The sequence below is a fragment of the Pseudomonas sp. KCJK9111 genome (genome assembly GCF_046231935.1).
Lineage (GTDB): Bacteria > Pseudomonadota > Gammaproteobacteria > Pseudomonadales > Pseudomonadaceae > Aquipseudomonas > Aquipseudomonas parafulva_B.
The window spans coordinates 1-26,389 of the sequence record NZ_JBJJMO010000021.1; the positions used below are offsets into that span (position 1 = coordinate 1).

Sequence of the window (26,389 nt, forward strand, 5' to 3'; positions counted from 1 at the left end):
CAAAGCAACAGCAACAGCAACAGCAACAGCAACAGCAACAGCAACAGCAACAGCAACAGCAACAGCAACAGCAACAGCAACAGCAACAGCAACAGCAACGGCAACGGCAACGGCAACGGCAACGGCAACGGCTAGTTGTATGGGAGGATTTTAGTATCGCCCTGGCCGTGGCTCATCCTCTGCCAGCCCTGGTGAATCGTCGTGCTCGTTCGTTCATGTAAAAAAGCGGCGGATAAGCCGCGATCACGCCTAGGACGAACGGACACGCCATGACACTTCGCAACCCGTCAATTTCCCTTGCCCAGATGTTGCGCCTAACCTTGCTGGGCATTGCTCTCTCGCCCCTTGCTCACCAGCCAGCCCTGGCAGCTGATCAAGTGCAGACAATCTCCTTCGATATCGCCCCCGGCCCGCTCGGCAGCGTACTGGACGAATACGCCCAGCGCGCCGCCATTTCGGTGTCGTTCGACCGTACAGCCCTCGCCGAACTTCGCTCAAGCGGCCTGCAAGGAAACTATGGCGCATGGGAAGGGCTCGATCATCTGCTGCAAGGCACTGGCCTGCGCCTTGGTCGCGACGCTAACGGTGGCTACCTTGTGCTTGCCCCTGCCCCGGGCACCAGCGGAGCAGTGGAACTGACCGCCTTGAGCATTTCCGGCAAGGCCCCCGGTGCCCTCACCGAAGGCTCGGGCGCGTACACCACCGAATCGTCCAGCAGCTCTACACGCCTGAACCTGTCACTCAAGGAAACCCCACAATCGATCACGGTCCTGACGCGCCAGCGCCTGGACGACCAGAAGCTCGATACCCTCACCGACGCACTGGACGCCACCACCGGCATCACCGTCATTCGCGAAAGCCTGGGGGCCGACAGTACGGCGTACCTGTCCCGGGGCTTTGCCATCCGCAACTTCGAGATCGACGGCGTCCCCACGTCGGCGAACATGGACAACTACACCCAGAACACAGCCATGTACGACCGGGTGGAAATCGTGCGCGGCGCCACAGGCTTGATCAGCGGCATGGGCAACCCATCGGCCACCATCAATTTGATCCGCAAACGCCCCACCGTTGATCCTCAAGTGCAGTTGAGCGCAGAGGCCGGAAGCTGGGACCGCTACGGCCTGGGCGTTGACGTGAGCGGCGCGCTCGATGAAAGCGGCAGGCTGCGTGGCCGCCTGGTGGCCGATCACAAGGACCAGCACGCCTGGATCGACCGCTTTGACCAACAGCTCTCCACCCTGTATGGCATCACCGAACTGGACCTGGGCGACGAGACCCTGCTGACGGTGGGCCTCAGCCATCAGGTCACCCACAGTACCGCCCCCATTCGTACCGGCTTCCCGCTGTTCACCACGGACGGGGCGCGCACGCACTTCTCCCGCTCGTTCAATACCGCGCCAGACTGGAGCTATTACGATCGGCAGCAAAGCACCCTCTTCACTTCGCTAGAACATCAATTCGCCAACGGCTGGAGCGGCAAGGTGGAGTACAGCCATGCGCGCAACGACTACGACACCGTGATCGCCTACGTCGATGGCGAAATCGACCCAGCAACCGGCGCCGGGGCTACGATCAACCCGACCCGCTGGAAGGCCGCGCCCACCCAGCACAGCCTGGACGCCTACCTCACCGGCACCTTCGACGCCCTGGGACGCGAGCACGAAGTGATCGGCGGCGTGACCCTGTCACGGACCGAGGAAAGAGGCACATCCAACTTCGGCGGCTGGCAGAGTGCCCGAACGGGCTACGACGACACCATCGACAACATTTTCAACTGGAACGGATCGTCCCCCAAGCCGGTGTTCACCCAAATCGGCACCACCGACATGACCGAAACCCAGTACGCAGGCTACCTGACCTCGCGGCTGCACCTGAGCGATGCCGCCAGGCTGATCCTCGGGGCGCGCGTGGTCGACTGGAACAGGGTGAACAAGAGCGCGCTCTATACCGGCTCGCGTCAACGTACCGAGCGGACCGAAAACGGTGTAGTGATCCCCTATGCTGGCCTGGTCTATGACCTGAACGAGACCTGGGCTGCCTACGCCAGCTACACGCAAATCTTCAACCCGCAAGGTAACCAGATTCGCGACGTCAAGGGCTCGCCCCTCGACCCGCAAGAAGGCACAGGCTACGAAGTAGGGTTGAAAGCCGATCTGCTCGACAAACGCCTGACCGCAAGCCTGGCCCTGTTCCGGGTGGAGCAGGACAACCTGGCAATCGCCGATGGGCGCTTGCTGCAGCCCAACGGGTTTCAGGCGTATCGCGCCGAGAGCGGCACCACCAGCGAAGGTGTAGAGCTTGAGCTCAACGGTGAGCTGGCCGAAGGCTGGCAGGTCATGGCGGGCTACTCCTACAACGTCAGCTTCGATAACAACGACCAGCGCATCGTTACCGAGATTCCGCGCAATAGCGTGAAGCTGTTCACCACGTACCGCCTGCCGGGCGAGCTGGACAAATGGACTGTCGGCGGCGGGATCAACTGGCAAAGCGAAACGGGCTATGCCCTGAGCTACGCCACCACCCAGAGCAGTTATGCGCTGGTCAACCTGATGACGCGCTATCAGGTGACGCCGCAGCTATCAGCCAGCGTGAACGTCAGCAACCTGTTCGACAGGCGCTACTTGACGACCACGGCAGGCGGGATCTACGGCGCCCCACGCAACGTCATGACGACGCTGCGCTACAACTTCTGAGGCCCATACCCGCCGGCCGATGAGCGGGCCCGTCAATGACGGGCCCCGTTGTCACGCCAATTCACCCTCCCAGGGATGCTCCAGCAGCAGCCGCAAGGTCAACGACAGTGTCAGCTGGCGCTCGGCCGCGCTACGCTCATCGGCCACGGTGCCCACGGCCTCGAGGATCTGCTGCTCGGCCATACTTTCCTGGCCCTGCAAAAGCGCCTCGAGCCGGACGTGATAGGGCTGGTTGAGCGTCTCGTACTCGCCCGCATACGAAGTGCGCAGAAAATCGATCCAAAACGTGCGCTGCAGCAGTGAATCGGCGATCCGCGCATTGCTTTCTGCCAGCAGAATGCTGCGCGCGGCTTCACGCAGACGCACATCGTTGACGTCGGAAAATATCCGGTGATACATGTACCGCGACTGAGCCGGAAGCCCCAACGGCCGGACCAATCCTGCCCGGTACGCCAGGTGTATCTCCACTTCATCAATCAGGCCGTAGGGGTTGGTGGCCCTTTCCCTGGCAATGTGTTGGGCTGCGACACGATCCACCTCGTCCAGGCGATAGAGCTCGCGACCAATACGCACCAGAGCAGGCGCCATGTCTGCGGCGGCCAGCCCTGCGGTGCGTGTCGCGACCAGGGCACGCACCTCGAACAGACTGAGCATCAGCAGCATCTGATCAGCACAGGTGCGCGGGCCCGCTGCCTGCTGGAAGACAGCTTCACGGACTTGCGAATTTTCAACACAAACCTCGATCAACGCCCAGATGCGCCTGCGCAGATCGATGCCTTGAAAGTCATAATCGTTCGAACGCCCGAGGTCGTTGAAGAACCGCATCAGGTCATCACTGCCAGGTTCGTCGGTCAGCGCCGTCCAGTGCTCGGAGCGGATCACACGCTCCTCAGGGCTGGAGTCCGCCAACCAGCGTTCAAGGGATTCTTGCCCGCCAGGGCCATGACGGCGCAAAGGCAACGCCGTTGCTCCGGCCTCGCCCAGAGTGCTGCGCAGCGCGGTCTGGGTGGGTTCGGGCACAGGGTTATCGTGCAGGCTTAGCCCAGCCAAGCGCCGGTGGGAATGAGCAAGGGTCGGGCTCATGTCCGCGATACGGTTGTCGCGAAGGTCGATATCCTCCAAGGCAGGGTGCATATAAAGCTCTACTGGCAACTCCTCCAAGCCCGTCTCACGCAAGTGCAGACGCTGTAGATCCAGCAGTCGACCCAGGGGTGGCAGTTGCCCGATCGGGTTGTGCGAGAGGTCAAGTACGCGCAATTTGGTCAACGCGCCGAGCCTGGCAAGGCCTGCGTCGTCGATCACGATCTGGTTACGCGTCAGGCGCAGCTCGGTGAGCTGCGTCAGTGTCTGGATGCCCTCAGGGACACTGGTCAGCATGTTGTGGCTCAGGTCCAGGGTGCGCACATTAGCGAACCGCTGGAGAAACCCCTCAGTGATGCTCGACAAGTGTGCGCGGCGCAGTGTCAGGTGGGTCACGTGATCGAATGATGCTTGCTCAGGCAGCAGCGGAAGGCTGTCGATGCGCTCGCTGTCGATGGTCAGGCGGTACTCGCCGTCAGCATCGGGTCGCTTACGCCGCCAGCATTGGCGGATGCGGCGGGCGATCAGTCGACGCCGCTCAGGCAAAGGCGCAGTGGTTGCTTCTCGGCGCCAGGCTGCCAGGCTGTCACCCAGATCGACAAGGCACTGCTGCAATTGGCGCAGGTGGTCCCACGGTTGCTCGCCCTGCAAGCGCACCCGCTCAAGATACACTTCGATTTCCATGTCGCTCAGCGTCGGGAAAATCTGCTGGTAACCCCCGAGCATGGCTTGCCGTGATCCTTCCGGTCGGCCACTGAGCACATAGCCGATGCGTCCATCGCCAAGGCGCATCGCAGGCCTCGGTTTGCCAACCGGTGCCATGCCCAAGAACCGCGCAGCCTGTGTCCGGTCTGCAAAAGCACGGTCTGCCAGCGCGCTGGCAAGATCGGCGGGCGTCCTTGAGGCGACCCCCATCGCAACGCGCTGCTCTGGGTCAAGGGTGCGCAGCAATGCCTGGAAAAATCCGTCAGTGGCCACAGCACCGGGCAAGGGACGTCCTGCATGATCGGTTGCCAGATATCCTTGTGCCGTGTGAATCACGCAGCGGGTCTCGGGTGCCGTGTCAGCGCCCACGCTGGCTCGCCTAGCGCCGCCCAATCGCGCCTCGTGCACTTCTATCTTGACTGACGCAGCCCAAGGCCAGTCGCGGTGCAGCAATGCCAAGGCCAACCGCTCGGTATCGCTGTCAACGGCGTTGGGCTGCTCGAAGCCGGCACATGCACGGTCCAGGCGTGCGTCATGCAGCGCCCATCGCGCCCGCTCGGCCAGTGCAAGCGGCACTTTGCGTTGCTCCAGCAACTGGCTGAGCTCGGTATCGCTGGCGGCCGCGAGCAACTCCCGGCCAGCGCGCGTGGAAAGCCCCGGAAAATCCCGGTGCAGCGGCTCTGCCGCAAGCGCGGGCACTCCCTGTACTTCTTGCCAATGAGATTCGAAGGCTGGCCCACGTAGCCGGGGGAACGCCTGATGCAGCTCATAGCGCTGCAGCGCGTCACACAGTCGCGCCGGGGCGGGCGCATTTTCAAGATGCAGCCGTCGCAGTCCGGCTTCGTCCAGGCCAACGCTGCGCATCACCGCGCGCGCCACCGCAAGGCGTGTCGAGCCCAGGTTTGAACCCAGCCGCGCCACCAGCATACCGACGTTGGACCATTGCTGAGGGCGCTCCAGTGCATGGCGCATCCCGCCTGCCTCATTGTCTTCCAGGATGATGGCAGGGGCTTGGTCACGCTGCGGATGCTCAATCGTTGGCCGGTGCTCGGTAGGCCCCAACCGATAGGCGTTACCCTCGATGGCCACATGTGGGCGCCCATTGACCAAACCCCGCTCCCCCGTCATCAGGCTCGTTTCAGGGACTGCATAACCCCTAAGGTCGGCCCTGGCCAGGCGCTGCTGGCCTGTAGGCGTCAGCACAGGCGCCAGTTCATCGATAACGCCCTCTCGCGCTAGCATCCGGCCCTCGGCTGCACCGACAGCTGCACCTACCCCAATCATGACGACGTTTTGCGCCACCGATATCAGATGACCGAGCGCTGCCTCCCGATCGCCCAGGACCCATTCATGGTAGCCGTCGATGACGTCATCGGTAATCTGGAGCGCCGCCAATGCGAGCAAGGGCAGCCCGAGCTCGGGAACGAAGAAACTGGCCAACCCCAGCAAGTCCAGCCCGAGTTCCTTGAGCAAGTGAGTACGCCTGTCGCGCTCCTGGCTGTCTACCACCGTGCTGGGCACAGCCAGGGCCTGCGCATCTGCGAGCAGGGTATCGACCTGGACGCTGCGCAGGTGTGCGATCAGTGCGCCGTGGATGATCTGGTGGCGCCCGTCCAGTTCGATGGGGACATCAGCCGTTGCGCTGCCCAGCAAATGCTGAAAGCGCTGGCTGAAATGCAGGCGATCATGCTCCTTGATGAAGCGTTGGAAGAACTGCCGGTACGCAGGGTCGCGCAAGCGCGTGCCAAGGACACGAAACAGCTGCGACCAGGAGGGGTAAGTGGCAATGGCGCCATTTGGGTCGTCCGGTATCCACACGAGCAGGCCGCTAAGTGCGGATGAGGCTTGATCAGGCGACGGTTCGAAAACGGTAATGCCTGTTACCACTCGTCCAAGCAGTCGAAGCTCGCTGAATGTGCCTGTGGGTTGTCCGCCAGTGCCGGCGATGGCACTGAGCAGGCGATCAACAAGCGCGCCGTTCACGATACCTTGTAGCCGTGCAAGCTCAACCGCGGCCGACAGGCTGCTGCGCCACCCGTCTTCAAAGGTCGCGTTTACCTCGGTTCGGCGCTTGTCATCGGCAAAGAGTACCTGCTTGAGGTGCTCCTGATAAGCAGCGCCCAGGTCCAAGGACCTGCACACACCCGCAAAAACACGAGGACGCAAGGGCAGTACCGTTCCATCGGCATTGAGCAAATTCGACTGGGGTAACCAGGCTACCTCGGCGGTCTCTCGCCGATCGAAATTGTGCAGAGCACAGGCCAGCAGGGGTTGCTCCAGCGTCCTGATGACCACGCCATCAGGCGCCATGCTGGAACCAGACGGGTAACGTAGGTGCACAACGCGGCAAAGCTTTGCAGCTCGGACATCCACCGGCTGGTGCAAGAGCTTTTGCAGTGCCGCCTCCAGCAATGGACTGGCGAATTCGTCAAGAGGCTGCACCTGAGCGAAAACGGCTTGTACCTGCTCACGCGCCCGTTGCTGGTCGAGCAGCGCCTGGTGCAGGCCCTGGAGCTGCTCGACCGTGGCATTTGCCATCCAGGGCGGCAGTCGGTCAGCAATGAACGCGTCAACGGAATCGTCGGGGAACGGCGTATTTTTCATGAAGCACCTGTGAGTTGCAAAACCGACACTCAGCCAGCCTGGGGATACGTCCTTGAGGTAGTTGTCTAACACCCCACGAACGCAGCGCCGTGCATAGCCCCAACGCCCTCAATCTCCCCACACGCGGACACTTGCGCTACAATCGCGCCCGGGTGCTAGCTGCTTGGGGCAGTGAAGCAGGTTAAAAAAGCTACGCAGGTCGGGCCGCCATGCGGGAGTCATTGCGCCTATGCAAAACACCAAGGTCCCCAAAGCACAGCAACTGGCCGAGCGTGCGCTGGCCAGCCTCGAACGTTTCCTGCACATCGAAGCCGTCAGTGGTGTGGTACTGCTGATCGCCGCCATCGCCGCCCTGATCTGGGCCAATTCCCCAGCCGCCGCCAGCTACGACGCCCTCTGGCACACGCCGATCACGCTGGGTATCGGTTCGCTGGTTTATTCCCAGTCCCTGCATTTCTGGATCAACGACGGCCTGATGACGATCTTCTTCCTGGTGGTCGGGATGGAAATTCGCCGCGAGATCCATGAAGGTGCCCTTTCCAGCCTGCGCCAGGCCTCCTTGCCCATGGTGGCAGCCATGGGCGGAGTAGCCGTGCCTGCCATGGTCTACCTGGGCTTCGGCCATGCGCCTAGCGAGCAGCAAGGCTGGGCGGTGCCGACAGCCACCGATATCGCGTTCGCGGTCGGCGTCTTGGCGCTGCTGGGCAAGTCGATACCGTCGAACATCCGCGTCTTTCTGCTGGCACTGGCGATCATCGACGACATCATCGCGGTGCTGATCATCGCCGTGTTCTACTCCGGTGGCCTAAACTACCTGGGCTTTGCTGTCGCGGCAGCGGGCCTGCTGCTGGTCCTGATCATGCAGCGCATCGGCGTGGGTTCGGCCTTCGCCTATGTCATCCCTGGCGCAATCACATGGGTGGGTGTGCTGATGACCGGTGCCCACCCTACCCTGGCAGGCGTCGTCCTGGGGCTGATGACCCCCGTCACCAGCCGCCCTATGTGGGAACGTCCTGTAGAGGCCGTATCGCGCCTGAGCGAAGAAGTGGTCGGCCGGGCCAAAGCCGCGGCCCAGGACGCCAGCCAATTGCTTACGCCACTCAAGCACCTGCGCGTGGCGCAACGTGAAGTGCTGCCGCCGGTGGTGCGTGTGCAGAGTGCGCTGCACCCTTGGGTGGCATTCGGCATCATGCCGCTGTTCGCCTTGGCCAATGCCGGGGTGAGCCTGTCGGGCGTCAACCTGGACAGCGAAACACCGCGCTGGGTGATGGAGTCGGTGATGGCGGCGTTGGTCATCGGCAAACCGGTAGGCATCGTCGGCATCAGCTGGCTGATGGTGCGCTTGGGGCTCTGCTCGTTGCCGCCAGGGGTCAACTGGAGCGGCATCACCTTGATCGGGCTGCTGGCAGGCATCGGCTTCACCATGTCCATCTTCATCGCCAACCTGGCATTCGCCAGCCCTGCGGCGCTGGGTGCGGCCAAGTTGGGCGTGCTGGCAGGTTCGGTGGTTGCGGCCTCGCTGGGCCTGGCATGGGGCGCATGGCGCGTGCGCGGTAAACACCGATAGCGCCCACGCTGTTTCCCCATGCTCAAGCGCATGGGGAAACACGCTGAGGGGTTGCCCACGGCCGCTCGTCGTCCCAATCGTCGATCCAACTCAACCCAGGGCAACGGGACCTTTCGAACAGGTACGAGCATTCTCAACTGCAGGAGCTTCTACCATGCGCGACTACCCTACCCCGCCCTTCCCCTCCCAACCTCAGAACGTGCCCGGCTCCCAGCCGAAAATGGACCCAGTACCGGACTGCGGCGAGCAGACCTACGTCGGCCATGGCCGGCTCGAAGGCAAGAAGGCGCTGATCACCGGCGGCGACAGCGGCATCGGCCGCGCGGTGGCCATCGCCTATGCCCGTGAAGGCGCCGATGTCGCCATCTCCTACCTGGATGAACACGAAGACGCCGAAGAGACCAAGCGCTGGGTGGAGGCAGCCGGGCGCAAGTGCCTACTGCTGCCAGGCGATCTGGCGCAGAAGCAGCAATGCCAGACGATCGTGGAGAAGACCGTGGCCGAGTTCGGCCGCATCGACATTCTGGTCAACAATGCCGCCTTCCAGATGGCCCACGAAACGTTCGAGGAAATCGAAGACGAGGAATGGGTAAAGACCTTCGACACCAACATCACGGCCATCTTCCGCATCTGCAAGGCCGCCTTGCCGTCCATGCCCAAAGGCAGCTCGATCATCAACACCAGCTCGGTCAACTCCGATGATCCGTCTTCATCGCTGCTGGCCTACGCGGCGACCAAAGGCGCCATCGCCAACTTCTCCGCAGGGCTTGCGCAACTGCTGGCCAAAAAGGGCGTGCGCGTCAACAGCGTTGCGCCAGGCCCGATCTGGACGCCGTTGATCCCCGCGACCATGCCCGACGAAGCCGTCAAGAATTTTGGCTCCAGCTACCCCATGGGCCGCCCTGGCCAACCGGTGGAAGTGGCGCCGATCTACGTGCTGCTGGGTTCGGACGAAGCCAGCTACATCAGTGGCTCGCGCTATGCGGTCACAGGCGGCAAGCCCATTCTCTGACTGACGCGGGGCTCTGCACGAGCAGAGCCCCCACACCACCTTACGGCATCAGGATCGCCTGGGCGCGGTCGATGGAGGGCACTGGCATGCTGTCTCTGCTCACCAAGAGCCACTGACGCATGCGAGCAGTGTCGAATATCTGGCCTTCTTCCATCATCGTCAGAATCAATGCCTGGGACATTCGGTAACACCCACACTGGGCGCACTGGCGCTGCTCCCACCCGCCGGCACATTCGATGGACTCTGCTTGTCCTGCGCATATCAGACAGCTCATATAAGCCCCCTTCTTGTTCTTGTTCACCCGAGCGTGGTCCCATGACCTACCGAACTCGGGCATGGCCAACTTCCATGAGATATCCGTGCCAACGCTTAAATTCAGTGAAATGCGCTGCCCGATTGTCGGTTAGGTCAGCAGTTGACTGAGCACCGCGCGCAGTTTCCCGGGTTTGACCGGTTTGTTCAGCACCGGCATGCCCAGCGCCTGCAACGCCTGCCTGCCTTCGTCGCTGCGGTCGGCGGTGATGATAACGGCGGGGATCGTGCACCCGAACTGCTCACGTAACCGCTCCACCACGTCGCACCCCAGAATGCCGTGGTCCAGGTGGTAATCTGCCAGGATCAATTCCGGCGGCTGCCCTTGTAGCGCGTCCAAGGCTGCATGCTGATCGGGGGCCGTGACGACCTCACAGCCCCACTGCCCCAACAGGGCGCCCATGCTGTGCAAGATACTCGACTCGTTGTCCAGCACCAGCAGCCGCCGCCCCGGCAGGGGATCGCCCATGCTCGGCTGCGGTAGCGCCACTGCCGTGGCCGCTGGCAGACAGCTTGCCATCGGTACCTGAATCGTGAACACCGAGCCTCGCCCTGGCCGTGAGCGCACTCGTACCGGATGCTCGAGTATCTTGGCGATGCGCTCGACGATCGCCAGGCCCAGCCCAACCCCCTTGCGCTCGGCTGCCCGGCCCACATCCAACTGGTTGAACTCGAGGAAGATCGACTCCAGGCGATCTTCAGGGATACCGCGCCCGGTATCCCACACCTGCAGTTCGAGGTCAGGGCCACGCCGCCGCGCCGCCAACAGCACGCCGCCCTTTGACGTGTAGCGACAGGCATTGCTGAGAAAGTTGCGCAGGATGCGGGTCATCAGCCGCACATCGGTGCTTATGGCAACGTCGGGAAGACGCGACCTGAACTTGATGCCTGCGGCTTCGGCCACCGATTCGAACTCGGACACCAGTGGCGCGAACAGGGTGCTCAGGTGGTACACGCCGATGTCCGGCTTCACGGCGGCCTGATCAAGTCGCGAGATGTCCAGCAGGTCGGTCAGCAGGTCTTCGGCCCCTTCCAAGGCCTGATGAGTGCGTTCCACCAGCAGTTGTTCGGCCTGCGCGAGCGGCCGCTCGCGCAGGGTCGAAATCAGCAAGCGGGCGGCATTGAGCGGTTGCAGCAGGTCATGGCTGGCCGCCGCCAGGTATTTGTCTTTGCTGCGGTTGGCCAGCTGTGCGGCGTCCCGGGCGTCGCGCAGGGCCCGGGCAATCTGCTTGCGCTCGGTGATCTGCTGGTGCAGGTTGCGGTTGGCTTCGAGCAGTTGATCGGTGCGGTCGGCCACCCGCTGCTCAAGCTCATCGTTGAGTTGCTGCAAGTGCTGCTGCGCCAGCTTGCGCTCGGTGATATCGGCCACGAACCCTTCCACCAAACCTTCATGCCCAGGTTTGCGCAGCAGGTTCATGAGCACGTCGATGTGGCTGCCATCGCGACGGCGCAGGCGGGTTTCGTAACCGTGCAGGCTATGCTCGCGCGCCAGGGTCGTGGTGATGGCGTGCAGTTCCTGAGCGCCCCCGACGAAAAGGTTGGCGGCAAGGTCGGTCAGCGAAAACAGTACGGCTTGGGGGTCGTCATAGCCCAGCATCCGCGCCAGGGCCGGGTTGGCGGCGCGCATGCCGTCCTGCAAGCTGGCCTGGAAGATCCCGTGAACGGCATGTTCGAACAACCACTTGTAGCGGTTGCGCTCAGCTTCCAGTTCCTCCAGCCGCGCGGCCAGTTCCGGGTAATGACTCTTGCGCGCGGACTGGTCGCCCAGCCCCAGCAGCCCGGCCAGGGCTCGCTGCTGCGCTTCAGAGGGCTTCGCCATAAACGACCTCGACGTCGCGCTGGCTGGAGGCGCGTGGGTTGGTCAGGATGCACGGATCGTCCATCGCGTGCTGCGACAGGAATGGAATATCGCTGGTGCGCACACCGTGCAGCCCAAGGGTTTCATGAAAACCCATGGCGTATTTCAGGGCGATCAGGTGCTCGACCAGGCGCGCGCAGATCTGCCGGTGGTTCAGGCCCCGGCAATCGATGCCCATCACTTCGGCAATCACCTTGAAGCGCTCGGGCGCCGAACTGTAGTTGAAAGCCACCACATGCTCGACCAGCACGGCGTTGCACAGGCCGTGGGGCAGATCCAGGAAGCCGCCCAGGCTGTGCGACATCGCGTGCACGGCGCCGAGGATGGCATTGGAAAAGGCAAGCCCCGCCTGCATGCTGCCCAGCATGACTTTTTCGCGCAGGCTGATGTCGGTCGGATTGGCGATCATCTGCACCAGGTTGCCGTTGATCAGGCGCATGGCCTCAAGGGCATGCGGGTCGGTCAGGGGGCCGTGGCCAGTGGAGACGAACGCCTCGATGGCGTGCACCAGGGCATCGATCCCGGTACAGGCCGACAAGAACGGGTCCATGCTCAGGGTGGTCTGCGGATCGATCAACGACACGTCGGGCACCACCGCCTTGCTGACGATGGAGAACTTCATGCGTTCTTGCTGGTTGGAGATGATCACGAACTGCGACACATCCGCCGAGGTGCCGGCCGTGGTCGGGATCAGGATCAGCGGGGGGCTGGGCACGCGGATCATGTCCACGCCCTCGAACTCAAGGATGCTGCGCCCGTGCGCCACCACGATGCCGATGGCCTTGCCGCAGTCCATCGGGCTGCCCCCGCCGACTGCGACGATGACATCGCAATGGTTTTGCCGGTAGATCTCGGCGCCGAGCATCACCTCCTCGACCCGCGGGTTGGGCGAGACCGCGCTGTAGAGGCAATAGTCGATGCCCTGGGCTTGCAGGCTGGCCTCGACGTCGGCCACCCACCCGGCAGCGATCACCCCAGGGTCGCTGACCACCAGCACCTTGCGGGCCCCGAAAGTCTTGGCGTAGTTGGCCACGTTATGCCGGCAGCCGGCACCGAAGATGATTTCAGGCGAAACGAATTTGCGAAGCGGGCTGAAACTCTGGCTCATGGGCAAGCCTGTTCTTATTGTTCTGAAGGTGAGTGCCAGCGTAATGCATCCATCAACGAAATCAACCAGACCTAGGTGGCATCGTGTTCACTCGACCCAGGCCCTGGCCCTGGCGAGCTCGAGAAAGCCCAGCACGTCCTCCTCAAGACCTTGCACATCGGCAAAGCGCTGACGCAAGCACTCGATGACACCCGCCACGCTGAGCTGACCGTCCAGCAGTTCCAGCACCCAGCCAGCACTGCCGTTCAGTTCGATGACCACGCCCGGGCACTGCAGCACATGCATGCCTGTGCTCGGCTCCCAGCGCAAGCGGGCCCGACGGTGCACTTGCAAGGCCTGCTGACGGGTGATCGGCTCCACGGCCCAGATTGTTCCTGGCGGGTAGAAAGACACCGGCCACCGCGTGGGTGGCCGGAGGGCGGATCAACGGTTAGCGAAGTACATCGTCACTTCAAAGCCAATGCGCAAGTCGGTGAAGGCGGGTTTGGTCCACATGGCGTGTCCTCTTCTTGTGCCGGACGATTCCGGTACAGCCATTAATGCACGGGCAGCCGCAGGGCCAAATGCTACTTTGGAACGAACTCACGGCGCCCATGGGCGGCGGTGCCTGGGCCTTAGAAGAAGCCCAGTGGATTGATGTCATAGCTCACCAGCAGGTTCTTGGTCTGCTGGTAGTGGTCGAGCATCATCTTGTGGGTTTCACGGCCCACGCCCGACTTCTTGTAGCCCCCGAATGCAGCGTGCGCCGGGTACAAGTGGTAGCAGTTGGTCCAGACACGCCCGGCCTTGATCCCGCGGCCCATGCGGTAGGCACGGTTGATATCGCGGGTCCACACGCCGGCACCCAGCCCGAATTCACTGTCGTTGGCGATGGCCAGCGCCTCGGCTTCGTCCCTGAAGGTGGTCACGCCCACCACGGGCCCGAAGATCTCCTCCTGAAACACGCGCATCTTGTTGTCGCCCTTGAGCAGCGTGGGCTGGATGTAATAGCCGCTGGCCAGGTCGCCCTGCAGGCGCTCGGCAGCGCCGCCGGTCAGCAACTGAGCGCCTTCGTCCTGGGCAATCTGCAGGTAGGACAGGATCTTGTCGTACTGCTGTTCGGAGGCTTGCGCACCGACCATGGTCTCGGTATCGAGCGGGTTGCCACGGCTGATCTTGGCGATCTTCTTCATCACCTCGGCCATGAACGGCTCGTAGATCGATTCCTGAATCAGCGCCCGCGACGGGCAGGTGCACACCTCGCCCTGGTTGAAGAAGGCCAGCACCAACCCTTCGGCCGCCTTCTCGATGAAGGCCGGTTCGGCCTGCATGATGTCCTCGAAGAATACGTTCGGCGATTTGCCGCCCAGCTCTACCGTCGAGGGAATGATGTTGTCCGCGGCGCACTTCATGATGTGCGAGCCCACCGGCGTGGAGCCTGTGAAAGCGATTTTGGCGATGCGCTTGCTGGTGGCCAGGGCCTCCCCGGCTTCACGGCCAAACCCCTGGACGATGTTGAGCACGCCAGCCGGCAGCAGGTCGGCGATGAGCTCAGCGAAGACGGTAATCGACAGCGGCGTCTGCTCGGCGGGCTTGAGCACCACGCAGTTGCCGGCGGCCAGTGCCGGGGCCAGCTTCCAGGCGGCCATCAGCAAGGGGAAGTTCCAGGGGATGATCTGCCCCACCACACCCAGCGGTTCATGGAAGTGGTAGGCGACGGTGCCCTCGTTGATCTCGGCGGCGCCGCCCTCCTGAGCCCGGATGCAGCCGGCGAAATAGCGGAAATGATCCGCCGCCAGCGGCACGTCGGCATTGAGCGTTTCACGCACGGCCTTGCCGTTGTCCCAGGTTTCGGTGACCGCCAGTACCTGCAGGTTCTGCTCGATGCGATCGGCGATGCGCAACAGCATCAGCGCGCGGTCCTGCACCGACGTCCTGCCCCAGGCATCGGCGGCGGCGTGGGCGGCGTCCAGGGCCTTGTCCACGTCTTGGGCCGTGGACCGAGGAAACTCGGCGATCGGCTGGCCGTTGACCGGCGAGCTGTTGGTGAAATACTGCCCCGCCACTGGCGGTACGAACTGGCCGTTGATGAAGTTGCCATAGCGTGGTTTGAAAGACACGAGGGCGCCTGGGGTTCCGGGTTGTGCGTAGATCATGCTGAGCCTCTGCGGGTCGATGCCTGCCTGCGACAGGCGATACGACGATGGTAAAAAGCCCCGCCTGCCAGGCGAATGCATCGTTGGCAGCGGGGCGCTCGTCATTTGGTAGTAGGGTTCAGCGCTGCGCAGTCGCGCTGGTGCCTTGCAGTTGCTTGGGCAGCTTGAAGGTCCAGAGCATGCCGCCCTGGTTGAAGTCCTTGACCCGCTTGGCCACCTCCCCGCCCCACAGCGGCACTGCGCCGCCCCAGCCGGAGACCACCGAGACGTACTGCTCGCCGTCCATCTCCCAGGTCACGGGTGAGCCGAGCACACCGGAGCCGGTCTGGAACTCCCACACCTTTTCGCCGGTCTTGGCATCGAAAGCCTGGAGGAACCCCTCAGGGGTGCCGGTGAAGACCAGGTTGCCCTTGGTGGTCAACACCCCACCCCACAACGGGGCGTAGTTCTTGTGGCGCCAGACTTCCTTGCCGCTGACCGGGTCGATGGCACGCAGCACGCCGATGTAGTCCTCGTTGAGCGGCTTGATGGTGAAGCCTGCGCCCAGAAACGCTGCGCCTTTCTTGTAGGCGATGCCTTCGTTCCAGATGTCCATGCCCCATTCGTTCGAAGGCACGTAGAACAGCCCGGTGTCACGGTTGTAGGCCATGGGCATCCAGTTCTTGGCGCCCAGGAATGCTGGGGCGACGAAGACCGAGCTGCCCTTGGCTTCGCTGCCCGGCGCACCCGGGCGACTGGCGTCGTTGTAGAGCGGGCGGCCGTCCTTGTCCAGGCCCGTGGCCCAGGTGATCTTGTCGACGAAGGGGAAGCCGCGGATGAACGTGCCGTTGGTGCGGTCGAGCACGTAGAAAAAGCCGTTGCGGTCAGCCGTGGCGGCGGCCTTCACCTCCTTGCCCCCGTCCTTGTAGTTGAACGATATCAACTCGTTGACACCGTCGAAGTCCCAGCCGTCGTGTGGCGTGCTCTGGAAGTGCCACTTGATCGTGCCATCGTCCGGGTTCAGTGCCAGGCGCGAGGACGAATACAGGTTGTCGCCGGGACGCAGGTGCGAGTTCCAGGGGGCGGGGTTACCGGTGCCGAACAGAATCAGGTTGGTTTCCGGGTCGTAATAGCCGCCCAGCCAGGGAGCAGCACCGCCGGTCTTCCACAGGTCGCCCGGCCAGGTCTTGCCGGCTTCACCGCCCGAGATGCCGTTCTCGATGGCCTTGCCGTCCTTGTAGACATAGCCCATGTGGCCCTCGACGGTGGGCCGCATCCAGAGCAACTCGCCGTTCTCCGGATTGTAGGCCTGGATCTTGCCCACCACCCCGAACTCGCCCCCGGCAACGCCGGTAATGAGCTTGCCGTTGACGATCATGGGTGCAGCGCTGATGGAGTAGCCTTCCTTGTGGTCAGCCACCTTCTTGCTCCACACCACCTTGCCAGTGTCCTTGTTCAGGGCTACCAGCTTGGCATCCAGGGTGCCGAAGAAGACCAGGTTGCCGTACAGCGCAACACCTCGGTTGATGACATCGCAACAAGGGCGGATATCGTCGGGCAGGCGGGCGTCGTATTGCCACAGTTTCTTGCCGGTGCGTGCGTCCACGGCAAATACCCGTGAGTAGGAGCCTGTGAGGTACATGACCCCATCCTTGATCAACGGCTGCGCCTGCTGGCCGCGTTGCTTCTCCCCGCCGAAGGAGAATGCCCAAACCGGCCGCAACTCCTTGACGTTGCCGGTGTTAAGCATGTCCAAGGGGCTGTAGCGCTGGCCCTGCACGCCCAGCCCGTTGGTCACGATCTGCTGGGGGTTCTTGGGGTCTTGCAGGATTTCGGCATCGGTGACGCCGGCATGGGCTGCGCCGGCGAGCAGCAAGGCGCTGAACACAAGGCTCAAGGCAAACACGGGACGGCATGGAGTACGGGTCATGGCAGCTACCTTTGGCTTTTTGTTATGCCGGGAAATTTTCCCGGTGTGGCGGGAATTCTTGTTCCCGCCCTGGCTGCCAGCAATTGACCGCAATACGCAAAACCCTAGTTCCTTGGTACAAGAGCACTAGGCCTGGCCGTTATCAGGGCCTGAGATCCACCCGTTGCATTACCTGCTTTTCATAGCGCGGGTACAGGTGGCTGACACTTCGAATCAGCTCATAGCGCGTCAGGCTGATCGCGGCAAACCGTTCAGGCACAGGGCTGCGGATCAGCTCGACCATGTCGGCGCCCCGCTCGGCGCCTTCGCGCATCAGGCCGTCCAGCCAGCCCAGGTAATCGTGCATCTGGACAAAGGGCCTGGTATCGCTTGCGACAGGGCCATGGCCCGGTACCAGTTGTTTCCAGGGCAAGGCCTGCAACGTGTCCAGGTCACGCTGCCAGACGTCCAACCCCGGGCTGTTGGGCGTGGTCAGGGCGCGCTCGTAGAACACCAGGTCGCCAGCGAACAGCACGCCGGTCGTCTCATCGAAAATGGCCAGGTCAGCGCCGGTATGCCCTGCCAACCCTAACAGGCGCAATCGATGCCCGCCCACTTCACGCACGCCGGGTTGGACCACCTCGGTGGGCAAGACCACTTCGGTGCCACGCATCCAATCGCCGACCAAACGGTACATGTTCTCAGCCATGGCATCGCCCTGCTGGCGCAACAGCTCGGTCGTACCGGCCAGCGCAGCGATCGGCACATCGGCGAATGCCTGGTTACCCAACACATGATCAGGGTGGTGGTGGGTCAACAGGACTTCGATGACAGGCTTGTTCGTGACCCCGGCGATTGCCTGGCGCAAGGCCTCCCCATAGCGCTTGGATGGCCCGCTGTCGATCACCACCACGCCAGTGTCGGTCACGATGAACGCCGTGTTCACGACATTGCCGCCGTTGGCCTTGGCGAAATTCTCGGTGCTACCTTCAAGCACCCAGGTGCCCTGGGCGATCTGGCGCGGCGCCAGCCGGTAGTCGAAGTCGGCCACCGCCGGCAGGCCCACGCCCAGCAGCAAGAGCATGATCCATCGCATCAGGTGCCTCCTGTTGAGCATGAAAACAAGCCAGTCACGTTCAGGGCACGGCGGCTTCGAACCGATTGCCGCTGTTGTCCTGCAGCACCAGGCGGGTAGGCCCTGGTGCGCGCACATCGAACCCAAGGCTTGGGTTTTCACTCACCGCCGGATAAAGCACCAACGCCGCCAACCGTTGCCCATGTTCATCCAATAGCTCAGCTTGGTTGATGAAAAATTCCGGAATCCCGCTGACCAGCCCATTGTCCATGGGGTGAGCGATCTGCAGACGCAAGCGGCTGCCTTCCTGGCGCCGATAGCGCCCGCCGAGCACTTCCCCTAGATGCTCCTCCCACCCTGGCTGGGTGCGCACCACGCTGGGTGCGGTGCAACCCCCACCGGCTGCGTCGACCAAGGCCGACCCCACATGCCAGATGCCGTCGCGGGTCAGCGCAGCTGCCCGTAACGGCGTGGCCTGCTCGACCCGGATGCGCACCGACAGCCAAGGCATGACCTGTTCCCCTGGTTCGAAGTCGACGATGCGCGGTAATGGATTGAGCTCGGCCCAGGCCAGAATCCGCACCACATCAGGCAAGGCCCTGGCATCGATCTCCAGCGGGACCTGGCGGGCATCCTCGGCAAAAGGCGGCGCCAGCAGCTTGACCCGATCATCGAAGACGAACGGCGCCTGGTTCAGGATCTGCTTGTGGTAGAACGCCCACATCACCGAAGGGACAGGGTCGGCATCGCTGGCAGGCCCATCACCCTGCCCATAAGCCGACCAGCCCAGGATGCACACCAGCCCCAACCCCGCTCGCCAGTTCATCGCTCGCTCCTATTGGTACATCTCCGGGACCTCATAGCGCAGCCCGTAGTGCGCGTAGAGCGCCTGCATGCGACCCTCGCGGATCATCGCTTCGAGTGTTTCTTCCAGGGCGTAGGCCAGCTGCCGGTTGCTTTCATGCACCGCCATTCCGATTTCCCACACCTGCTTGCCCAGGCTGGGGTAGGCGTTTTCAGCCACCTGCAGATGCGGGTTGCGGGCCTGGTGCAGTTGCCAGTCCACTTCACCGCGCATGGCCATCACCGCATCCACCTCGCCCTGGCCCATGGCCGCAAACGCCCGCTGCACGCTGGGGTAGTGGCGTGCGCTGGCACGCAGTAGCCCGTCGAACACCGATGTCAGGTAGAACGAAGGCACGCTGTCTACCTCGACCCCGACCGGGTGGCCCTTGAGTGCCGCGATACTGCCAACCGACGGCAGGCGCCTGCGATCAAACGCCACCTGCCAGCGCTCCTGCTGGTAAGGGCCGAACATCACCACCTGGCCATTTTCCAGCTCGCCCAGTTCGTTGCGCTTCTGGGTATACGCCTGGTCGTAAGGCACGCGCATCATCACATCGGCCAACTGCTGGTGACGCAGCGGACTTGCTCGCCAGATGTAATCGCGCAGGTCGTCGTCGAGCTTCTCGCCAGGCGGCGCCCAGATCAGCTGCAGCCGCACGCCCATCGCGTCGGCAAGCGCCTGCGCCAGCTCCACGTCCACCCCACGGGCCTGGCCATGGTCCTGGAAACTGTAGGGGGCAAAGTCCTTGTAGACCGCGACCTTGAGCTCGCCTGCGGCGATGATCGAATCGTAATTGCGCACCTGCCCCTGCACCGCCGCCCCCCACAGCAGCAGGCCGGCGATGGCGCAAAGCCTGGCTGCCCAGTGGCGCACGACGTTCATTCGTCCACGTGCACGCTGTCCAGGTAGGTGCGCACCGCCCATAGCGCTTCCTGGCTCAGGTAGTCCGCCATCTTGGGCATGTACACGCGGCCATCGCGCACCGCACCGTGACGCACACGTTCGACGAACCATTCATCACCCGCTTCGCCGACGTCGAGCATGCGCAGGTCAGGTGCGATGCCGCCGGACTTGGCTTCCAGACCATGGCACGCTGCGCAGTTCTGGTTGTACGCCGACGCGCCGATTTCCACCGCCTTGTCGTGCTCGGGAGACTCCCGGTAAGGGTTGACCGCCGCCCAGCCATCGGCATCCAGGCTCACACCGGCATCCTTGATCGGGGTCAGCCCCTGGGTTTCCACCGCCTGAGGCACCACGTTGCCGTGGGCCCAGGCCGACCCGGTCAACACGGCACCGGCCAACAGGCCTGCAGCAAGCACGACGTTGCGTTTGATTGTCATTGTTATGCCCTCACGGTTGCACGCAAGGCCTCAACCACAGAGGCCGTGCCGCCATCTTAGAAACCACAGCGCCGGGGCCGTATGCTGCTTTGGTGGTCGGGTGTTCGTTCCTTGGTAGTAGGGCTTGCGACGAAGTGCGAAAAGAGGTTGGCGCTGGGAAGTTTTCCCGGCCACGGCGGGATTTTCTCCCTGTTGCGCAGCGCCCAGGCGGACCACGCTGTGCGGGCCAAACTCCACAGGGAATCGCAACCATGACAACAAGATCGCTACCCGCCCCGTCTCCCCTGGCCCTGAGCGTGAGGGCCCTGCTGCTGGCCGCAAGCCTGGCCACCGGGACAGTGGCCACGGCGGCCACCACAAGCCCGGCACCTGCCAGCAAGAACGTGACCTGGGAAGACATCGCCAACGACCACCTCACGCCCGGGGATGTGCTGCAATACGGCATGGGCACCAACGCCCAGCGCTGGAGCCCGCTGGCCCAGGTCAACGACAAGAACGTGTTCAAGCTGACCCCGGCCTGGTCCTACTCCTTTGGTGACGAAAAGCAGCGTGGCCAGGAGTCCCAGGCCATCGTCAGCGACGGCGTGGTGTACGTTACCGGCTCCTACTCGCGGGTCTTCGCCCTCGATGCCAAGACCGGCAAACGCCTGTGGACCTACAACCACCGCCTGCCGGACAACATTCGCCCGTGCTGCGACGTGGTCAACCGTGGCGCTGCCATCTACGGCGACAAGGTCTATTTCGGCACCCTGGACGCTCGGGTCATCGCGCTGAACAAGAACACAGGCAAGGTGGTGTGGAACAAGAAGTTCGGCGACCACAGCGCCGGCTACACCATGACCGGGGCGCCCGTGCTGGTCAAAGACAAGACCAGCGGCAAGGTGCTGCTGATCCACGGCAGCTCGGGCGATGAATTCGGTGTGGTGGGCCAGCTGTTCGCCCGTGACCCGGAAACCGGCGAGGAAGTGTGGATGCGCCCCTTCGTGGAGGGCCACATGGGCCGCCTCAATGGCAAGGACAGCACCCCCACCGGCAACGTCAAGGCACCGTCCTGGCCGGATGACCCGACCACCGAAACCGGCAAGGTGGAGGCCTGGAGCCACGGCGGCGGCGCTCCCTGGCAGAGCGCAAGCTTCGATGCCCAGACGAACACCATCATCGTCGGTGCCGGTAACCCCGGCCCCTGGAACACCTGGGCACGCACCGCCAAGGACGGTAACCCGCACGACTACGATAGCCTTTATACCTCCGGTCAGGTGGGCGTGGACCCCAGCACCGGCGAGGTCAAATGGTTTTACCAGCACACCCCCAACGACGCCTGGGACTTCTCTGGCAACAACGAGCTGGTGCTGTTCGACTACAAGGACAAGCACGGCAAGGTGATCAAGGCCACGGGGCATGCCGACCGCAACGGCTTCTTCTACGTGGTCGATCGTAACGACGGCAAGCTGCAGAACGCCTTCCCCTTCGTCGACAACATCACCTGGGCCAGCCACATCGACCTCAAGACCGGCCGCCCCGTGGAAAATCCAGGGCAACGGCCCGCCAAGCCGCTGCCGGGTGAAACCAAGGGCAAGCCGGTGGAAGTGTCGCCACCCTTCCTGGGCGGCAAGAACTGGAACCCCATGGCCTATAGCCAGGACACCGGGCTTTTCTACATCCCGGGCAACCAGTGGAAAGAGGAGTACTGGACCGAGGAGGTGAACTACAAGAAAGGCTCCGCTTACCTGGGCATGGGCTTTCGCATCAAGCGCATGTACGACGACCACGTAGGCACCCTGCGTGCCATGGACCCGACCACGGGCAAGCTGGTGTGGGAACACAAGGAGCACCTGCCGCTGTGGGCCGGGGTGCTGGCGACCAAGGGCAACCTGGTGTTCACCGGCACCGGTGACGGTTTCTTCAAGGCGTTCGACGCCAAGACCGGCAAGGAGCTGTGGAAATTCCAGACCGGCAGCGGCATCGTTTCCCCGCCCATTACCTGGGAGCAGGACGGAGAGCAGTACATCGGCGTCACTGTCGGCTATGGCGGCGCGGTACCGCTGTGGGGTGGCGACATGGCCGAACTGACCAAGCCAGTTGCCCAGGGCGGTTCGTTCTGGGTGTTCAAGATACCGAGCTGGGATAACACGACCGCTCAACGTTGACCGACAGCGGGGTGCGGTCTGGCTGCGCCCTGCCCTTTTCCGTCTGCCCAGAGAGCTCGATCATGACGTTTCTACCCCTGGCCTTGTTGCTGGCCGTCACACCCGCGATGGCGCTGGCCACTGACATCGACGACAGCGACACGCCGTTGAGCATCAACGGCTGCGTGATTGCCGAAGCCAGCCAATGCCCCGGCGCCGACCTGCGGGGCGCCAAACTGGCCAACCAGGACCTGCGCAAGATGAACCTGGCCGGCGCCGACCTGCGCGATGCCGACCTGCGCCACGCCCGGCTGGACCTGGCCAACCTCGAAAAGGCCCGATTGCAGGGCGCCAACCTGACCCGCGCCAGCCTGCAGCAAAGCAACCTGCGCCTGGCCAACCTAAGCGGCGCACGGCTGATGGCAATCCAGGGCTGGGGGCTGTTCGCCCAGGGCGCCCAGTTCGCCAACGCTGACCTTAGCGCCGCCTACCTGCAATTCGCCCGGCTCTCCGGTGCCAGGATGCAGCAGGCCAACTTGCAGGCGGCCGACCTGGAAATGGCCTGGCTGAGCAAGACCGACTTGCGCGGCGCTCAGCTCAATGACGCCAACCTCCAGGAAGCCAAGCTCGGCCAGAGCAACCTCGAACAAGCCCATCTGGAGGGCGCGCGCCTGCACTACGGCAACTTCCAGGACGCCAACATGCAAGGCTGCACCGGCTGCCCAGCGACCTGGGAACATTGATTTCTGGCACCCGCCTAACCCGCTATACGTACCAGACCCAAGTCGATACCCACGTGCACGAGTTCAGCATGGGAGCCGACCTGCAGTTTGCTCTTGAGCATGGTCAGGTGATTGGAGACGGTCTTTGTGCTGATGCACAGCTGCTCGGCGATCGACCGGGCCGGTGTGCCACGAACCAGCATCACGAAAATTTCCAGTTCACGCTGGGTCAGGCGTTGCAGCCTGGGGTCACAGGCATCGTGCGTCGTGCTGCAGGCCAGCTGCGTGGCCAGCCCCTGTTCGATGTAGGCGTGCCCGGCAAGCACGCGCTGTACGGCCTCCACCAGAACTTGCGGGGCCGAGTTCTTGGTCAGGTAGCCAGCCGCGCCGGCGTCCAGCGCCTGGCGCACCAGTGGCAGCTCGTCATGCATGCTGAAGAACAGCACCCGCAACTGCGGCAGGCGCTGGCGCAGGCGTCGGGTGGTTTCCAACCCACTGATGCCGGGCAGGCCGAAGTCCATGATCACCAGGTTCGGTACCTGCTCCTGCACCTGGGCCAAGGCTTCTTCACCGCTGGCAGCCTCGCGCACCTGCATCGCTGGCAACACGGCGCGCAACAGGCTGGCGTAACCCTGGCGAACCACGGCGTGATCGTCGACCAGCACGATATTCATGACACCTCCAAAGGGATCGTCAGGGCCAGTGCCCACCCGGCACCGGGATGGCTGAGTATGCGCAACTCACCGCCCAGGCTGCGGGCGCGCTCGGCCATCGAATGCAGGCCTACCCCTGGGCGCCCAGGCTGGCTGGCACCACAGCCATCGTCGCGAACCAGCAGGCGCAGCCCGTTGGCGCCGCGTTGCAGGCGTATCCGCACCTGACGGGCGCGGGCATGACGGGCGACGTTGGTCAGCGCTTCCTGCAACAACCGGTACAGATGCGTGCGTCGAGTGGGTGACAGCGCCGGCAACTGGGCGCCGACCAGCAACTGGCACTCGATGGCCTGGCTGGCACGCCATTGGCTCACCAATTGGTTGAGCGCCTCCGCCATGGGCAGGTGCTGCAGCGCAACCGGATACAAGTCCCGTACCAAGGCGCGGAAACCGAACTGCAAGCCTGCGCAATTGCTTTCCAGCGTCTGGGTGGTTTGCCGCACCTGCTCAGGCTGGTGGGCACACAATTGCAACAGGCACACCTGGGCGCGGATGCCGGCCACGTACTGGCCTAGGTCGTCGTGCAACGCCTGGGCCAGTCTTGTCCGCTCCTGCTCCTGAACCGCCAGCAAAGCGCCGGTCAGTTGCCGGTTGTCGGCCTGGGCCTGCTCGATCGCCGCAGCCATCTGGTTGAAGTGCCCGGCCAACTGGCGCGCTTCCGGGCCACCGGTCTCTTGCAGGCGCACGTCCAGCTGACCTCCCGACACCTGACGCAATGCACACAGCAGCGCGGCCAGCAGGCGCAGCCCGCGCCGCACGGCCCAACTGATGGACAGCAGGCTCAGGGCCAACGCGACAGCACAGACCGCCAGCAACTGTTGCAGCGAATCCCAGACTTCTTCCACCTCATCGCGGGCGTCCACGCTCAGCGCGACGCGGCGGCCGTCATCGAGGGCCAGCAGGCGCGTGCTGTCGTAGTGCTTGCCTGCCAGCACCGCGCCCAACCAACCATCGAGCCCGGCCGCGGACGGCACCGACGCTTTTTCAACCTCGCCAGGGACCAGCCACTGCACGCGCACGTGGCGCAGGTGCTCGGTCAGCGTAGGTTGAAGGCTCGCCGGATTGTGGCTGGCGGCTTGGGCCATGTACGCCATCACCGCTTCGGCCGACTGCAACTCCCGTTTCACATCGGCTGATGCCTGATGCAGCACAACCCCCGCACAGGCCAGGGTCAACACCGCGAAACAGCCGGTGACCCACAGGTTGATACGCCATAGGGCAGACATATTGGCAGCGTGCATGATCGGACTCCAGGGCAACTGCTGCCATCCTAGGGCCCGGCGCGGGCGCATCGGCTACTACCTTGGTAGCGGCTGGGCGCTACTTTCTGCATATTCCCCGGCCCCGGCAGGCTTTCTATGCTGGCGCCATCTGCCGTGGAGTGCGATATGCGCAAGCCTGCCCACCTTGTCCTGACCTGCCTGCTGACCGTGCTCGCGCCGACGGTTTGGGCGCACGACCAGCAGGCTGACACCCGGGCTGCGAGCGCGTTGCACATCCGCATCGGCTACCTGGGCTATCGCCCTGACAGCGGGCCGCTGTTGTCCAACATCCTGCCTGAACCGGACGATGCCGGCCTGCAAGGGGCGCAACTGGCCATTGCCGACAGCAACAGCACCGGGCGGTTTCTCAAACAGCAGTTCGAGCTGGTCAGCGCCCGTGCCGACTCCGCCGAGCGACTGCTGCATGCTGCCCAGGCCCAGCATGGGGAAGGCGTGCGGTTGTTCGTCGTCAATGCGCCGGTCGCCAGCCTGCGGGCCTTGTCTGCGGCCCTGCCCGACAGCCTGCTGTTCAATGCCGGCAGCCCGGATGACGCCGTACGCAGCACGCAGTGCCTGGGCAATGTGCTGCACGCCCTGCCTGGGCGGGCGATGCTGGCCGATGCGCTGGTGCAGTTTCTGGTGCTGCGCAAATGGCAGCGCGGCTTGCTGATCATCGGGCAGACCCCGGACGATGAAGCCTACGCCGCCGCACTGCGCCGAGCGGCGAAGCGCTTTGGCCTGCACCTGGTGGCCGAGAAACGCTGGACGTTCGACAACGACCAGCGCCGCAGCGCCCAGGCCGACATGCCGCTGTTCACCCAGGCGCGCGAATACGACGTGGTGCTGGTGGCTGATGAACGTGGCGACTTCGGCGAATACGTGCCCTACCAGACGTGGTTGCCCCGCCCGGTCGCCGGCACTCAGGGCCTGACGCCCACTGGCTGGCACAAGACCGTGGAAACGTTCGGCGCCGCGCAATTGCAAAAACGTTTCCAAGCGCAGGCCGGCCGCTGGATGAACGACCGTGACTTCGCAGCCTGGATGGCGGTGCGCAGCATCGCCACGGCGGTCAGCAAGCTGCGTGAGGCAAAGCCCCAGGCCTTGCAGCAGCTGCTTGTCAGCGAACAATTGCCACTCGATGGCTTCAAGGGTCGCAAGCTCAGCTACAGGCCCTGGAATGGCGAGCTGCGCCAACCCATCCCCCTGGTGCAGCCCAGGGCCCTGGTCAGCACCTCACCGCAGGAAGGCTTCCTGCACCCTTCCAATGAGATGGACAGCCTGGGGTTCGACAAGGCCGACGTGACCTGCCCGTACCCCTGAAACGCCCACACAATAACAA

General features: G+C 63.6%; 20 protein-coding genes. 6 read left to right on the forward strand and 14 right to left on the reverse strand.

Annotated features, from left to right (window positions below):
• Window positions 1–269 precede the first annotated feature (269 nt).
• Window positions 270–2,696: a TonB-dependent siderophore receptor gene (locus tag ACK59L_RS09830; protein WP_409273276.1), complete on the forward strand. Its 2,427-nt coding sequence runs from the start codon at window positions 270–272 to the stop codon at window positions 2,694–2,696.
• A gap of 51 nt (window positions 2,697–2,747) precedes the next feature.
• Here ACK59L_RS09830 and ACK59L_RS09835 read toward each other — a convergent pair whose 3' ends face one another.
• Entirely contained in the window at window positions 2,748–7,085 is a 4,338-nt protein-coding gene (locus ACK59L_RS09835) for an NEL-type E3 ubiquitin ligase domain-containing protein (protein WP_409273278.1), read from the reverse strand.
• A 229-nt stretch (window positions 7,086–7,314) separates the two neighbouring features.
• Between ACK59L_RS09835 and nhaA the strand changes: the two genes are divergently transcribed.
• Together nhaA and ACK59L_RS09845 are read left to right on the forward strand one after the other, a co-directional pair.
• Entirely contained in the window at window positions 7,315–8,652 is a 1,338-nt protein-coding gene (gene nhaA / locus ACK59L_RS09840) for a Na+/H+ antiporter NhaA (RefSeq protein WP_409273280.1), read from the forward strand.
• Window positions 8,653–8,806: 154 nt separating this feature from the next.
• Window positions 8,807–9,664, forward strand: coding sequence for an SDR family oxidoreductase (locus ACK59L_RS09845; protein ID WP_196135026.1), 858 nt, complete (start codon window positions 8,807–8,809; stop codon window positions 9,662–9,664).
• 40 nt (window positions 9,665–9,704) lie between these two features.
• Here ACK59L_RS09845 and ACK59L_RS09850 read toward each other — a convergent pair whose 3' ends face one another.
• The 11 genes from ACK59L_RS09850 to pedF all read right to left on the reverse strand — a co-directional run bounded on the left by ACK59L_RS09850 (window position 9,705) and on the right by pedF (window position 20,227).
• The gene (locus ACK59L_RS09850) at window positions 9,705–9,845 is read right to left on the reverse strand and encodes a hypothetical protein (RefSeq protein ID WP_409273282.1); all 141 of its coding nucleotides are present in this window, start codon (window positions 9,843–9,845) and stop codon (window positions 9,705–9,707) included.
• A gap of 222 nt (window positions 9,846–10,067) precedes the next feature.
• Window positions 10,068–11,795 carry a NahK/ErcS family hybrid sensor histidine kinase/response regulator gene (locus ACK59L_RS09855; RefSeq protein ID WP_409273284.1) on the reverse strand — a complete coding sequence of 576 codons (1,728 nt, stop codon included), beginning with the start codon at window positions 11,793–11,795 and terminating at the stop codon, window positions 10,068–10,070.
• The gene (gene ercA / locus ACK59L_RS09860; RefSeq protein ID WP_058605255.1) at window positions 11,779–12,942 is read right to left on the reverse strand and encodes an alcohol dehydrogenase-like regulatory protein ErcA; all 1,164 of its coding nucleotides are present in this window, start codon (window positions 12,940–12,942) and stop codon (window positions 11,779–11,781) included. Before ercA ends, ACK59L_RS09855 begins: the two co-directional genes overlap by 17 nt.
• A gap of 87 nt (window positions 12,943–13,029) precedes the next feature.
• Window positions 13,030–13,302, reverse strand: a complete 273-nt coding sequence (gene pqqD, locus ACK59L_RS09865) for a pyrroloquinoline quinone biosynthesis peptide chaperone PqqD (RefSeq protein WP_058637242.1) — start codon at window positions 13,300–13,302, stop codon at window positions 13,030–13,032.
• Between the two features lie 63 nt (window positions 13,303–13,365).
• On the reverse strand, window positions 13,366–13,437 hold the full coding sequence (gene pqqA, locus ACK59L_RS09870) for a pyrroloquinoline quinone precursor peptide PqqA (RefSeq protein ID WP_003253598.1): 72 nt from the start codon (window positions 13,435–13,437) through the stop codon (window positions 13,366–13,368).
• Between the two features lie 119 nt (window positions 13,438–13,556).
• Window positions 13,557–15,077, reverse strand: coding sequence for an aldehyde dehydrogenase family protein (locus ACK59L_RS09875; protein ID WP_409273287.1), 1,521 nt, complete (start codon window positions 15,075–15,077; stop codon window positions 13,557–13,559).
• Between the two features lie 118 nt (window positions 15,078–15,195).
• On the reverse strand, window positions 15,196–16,986 hold the full coding sequence (gene pedH, locus ACK59L_RS09880; protein WP_409273289.1) for a PQQ-dependent alcohol dehydrogenase PedH: 1,791 nt from the start codon (window positions 16,984–16,986) through the stop codon (window positions 15,196–15,198).
• A gap of 142 nt (window positions 16,987–17,128) precedes the next feature.
• Window positions 17,129–18,061: a quinoprotein relay system zinc metallohydrolase 1 gene (locus tag ACK59L_RS09885; protein WP_409273291.1), complete on the reverse strand. Its 933-nt coding sequence runs from the start codon at window positions 18,059–18,061 to the stop codon at window positions 17,129–17,131.
• Between the two features lie 40 nt (window positions 18,062–18,101).
• On the reverse strand, window positions 18,102–18,866 hold the full coding sequence (locus ACK59L_RS09890) for a quinoprotein dehydrogenase-associated SoxYZ-like carrier (protein ID WP_409273293.1): 765 nt from the start codon (window positions 18,864–18,866) through the stop codon (window positions 18,102–18,104).
• A gap of 9 nt (window positions 18,867–18,875) precedes the next feature.
• Complete coding sequence (locus ACK59L_RS09895) at window positions 18,876–19,769, reverse strand: substrate-binding periplasmic protein (RefSeq protein ID WP_409273295.1); 894 nt, start codon at window positions 19,767–19,769, stop codon at window positions 18,876–18,878.
• The gene (pedF, locus tag ACK59L_RS09900; RefSeq protein ID WP_058605249.1) at window positions 19,766–20,227 is read right to left on the reverse strand and encodes a cytochrome c-550 PedF; all 462 of its coding nucleotides are present in this window, start codon (window positions 20,225–20,227) and stop codon (window positions 19,766–19,768) included. The genes ACK59L_RS09895 and pedF overlap by 4 nt, the downstream gene beginning before the upstream one ends.
• A gap of 251 nt (window positions 20,228–20,478) precedes the next feature.
• Between pedF and exaA the strand changes: the two genes are divergently transcribed.
• Both exaA and ACK59L_RS09910 read left to right on the forward strand, forming a co-directional pair.
• Window positions 20,479–22,374: a quinoprotein ethanol dehydrogenase gene (gene exaA / locus ACK59L_RS09905; protein ID WP_409273297.1), complete on the forward strand. Its 1,896-nt coding sequence runs from the start codon at window positions 20,479–20,481 to the stop codon at window positions 22,372–22,374.
• Window positions 22,375–22,436: 62 nt separating this feature from the next.
• Window positions 22,437–23,096: a pentapeptide repeat-containing protein gene (locus tag ACK59L_RS09910; protein WP_409273299.1), complete on the forward strand. Its 660-nt coding sequence runs from the start codon at window positions 22,437–22,439 to the stop codon at window positions 23,094–23,096.
• Window positions 23,097–23,110: 14 nt separating this feature from the next.
• Here the strand turns inward: ACK59L_RS09910 and ACK59L_RS09915 are convergent, their stop codons facing one another.
• Together ACK59L_RS09915 and ACK59L_RS09920 are read right to left on the reverse strand one after the other, a co-directional pair.
• Window positions 23,111–23,749, reverse strand: a complete 639-nt coding sequence (locus tag ACK59L_RS09915) for a response regulator (RefSeq protein WP_409273301.1) — start codon at window positions 23,747–23,749, stop codon at window positions 23,111–23,113.
• Window positions 23,746–25,029: a histidine kinase gene (locus ACK59L_RS09920; RefSeq protein ID WP_409273303.1), complete on the reverse strand. Its 1,284-nt coding sequence runs from the start codon at window positions 25,027–25,029 to the stop codon at window positions 23,746–23,748. Before ACK59L_RS09920 ends, ACK59L_RS09915 begins: the two co-directional genes overlap by 4 nt.
• Before the next feature lie 147 nt (window positions 25,030–25,176).
• On the opposite strand from ACK59L_RS09920, the gene ACK59L_RS09925 reads away from it, so the two are divergent.
• Window positions 25,177–26,370, forward strand: coding sequence for an ABC transporter substrate-binding protein (locus ACK59L_RS09925; RefSeq protein ID WP_409273305.1), 1,194 nt, complete (start codon window positions 25,177–25,179; stop codon window positions 26,368–26,370).
• Window positions 26,371–26,389 lie beyond the last annotated feature (19 nt).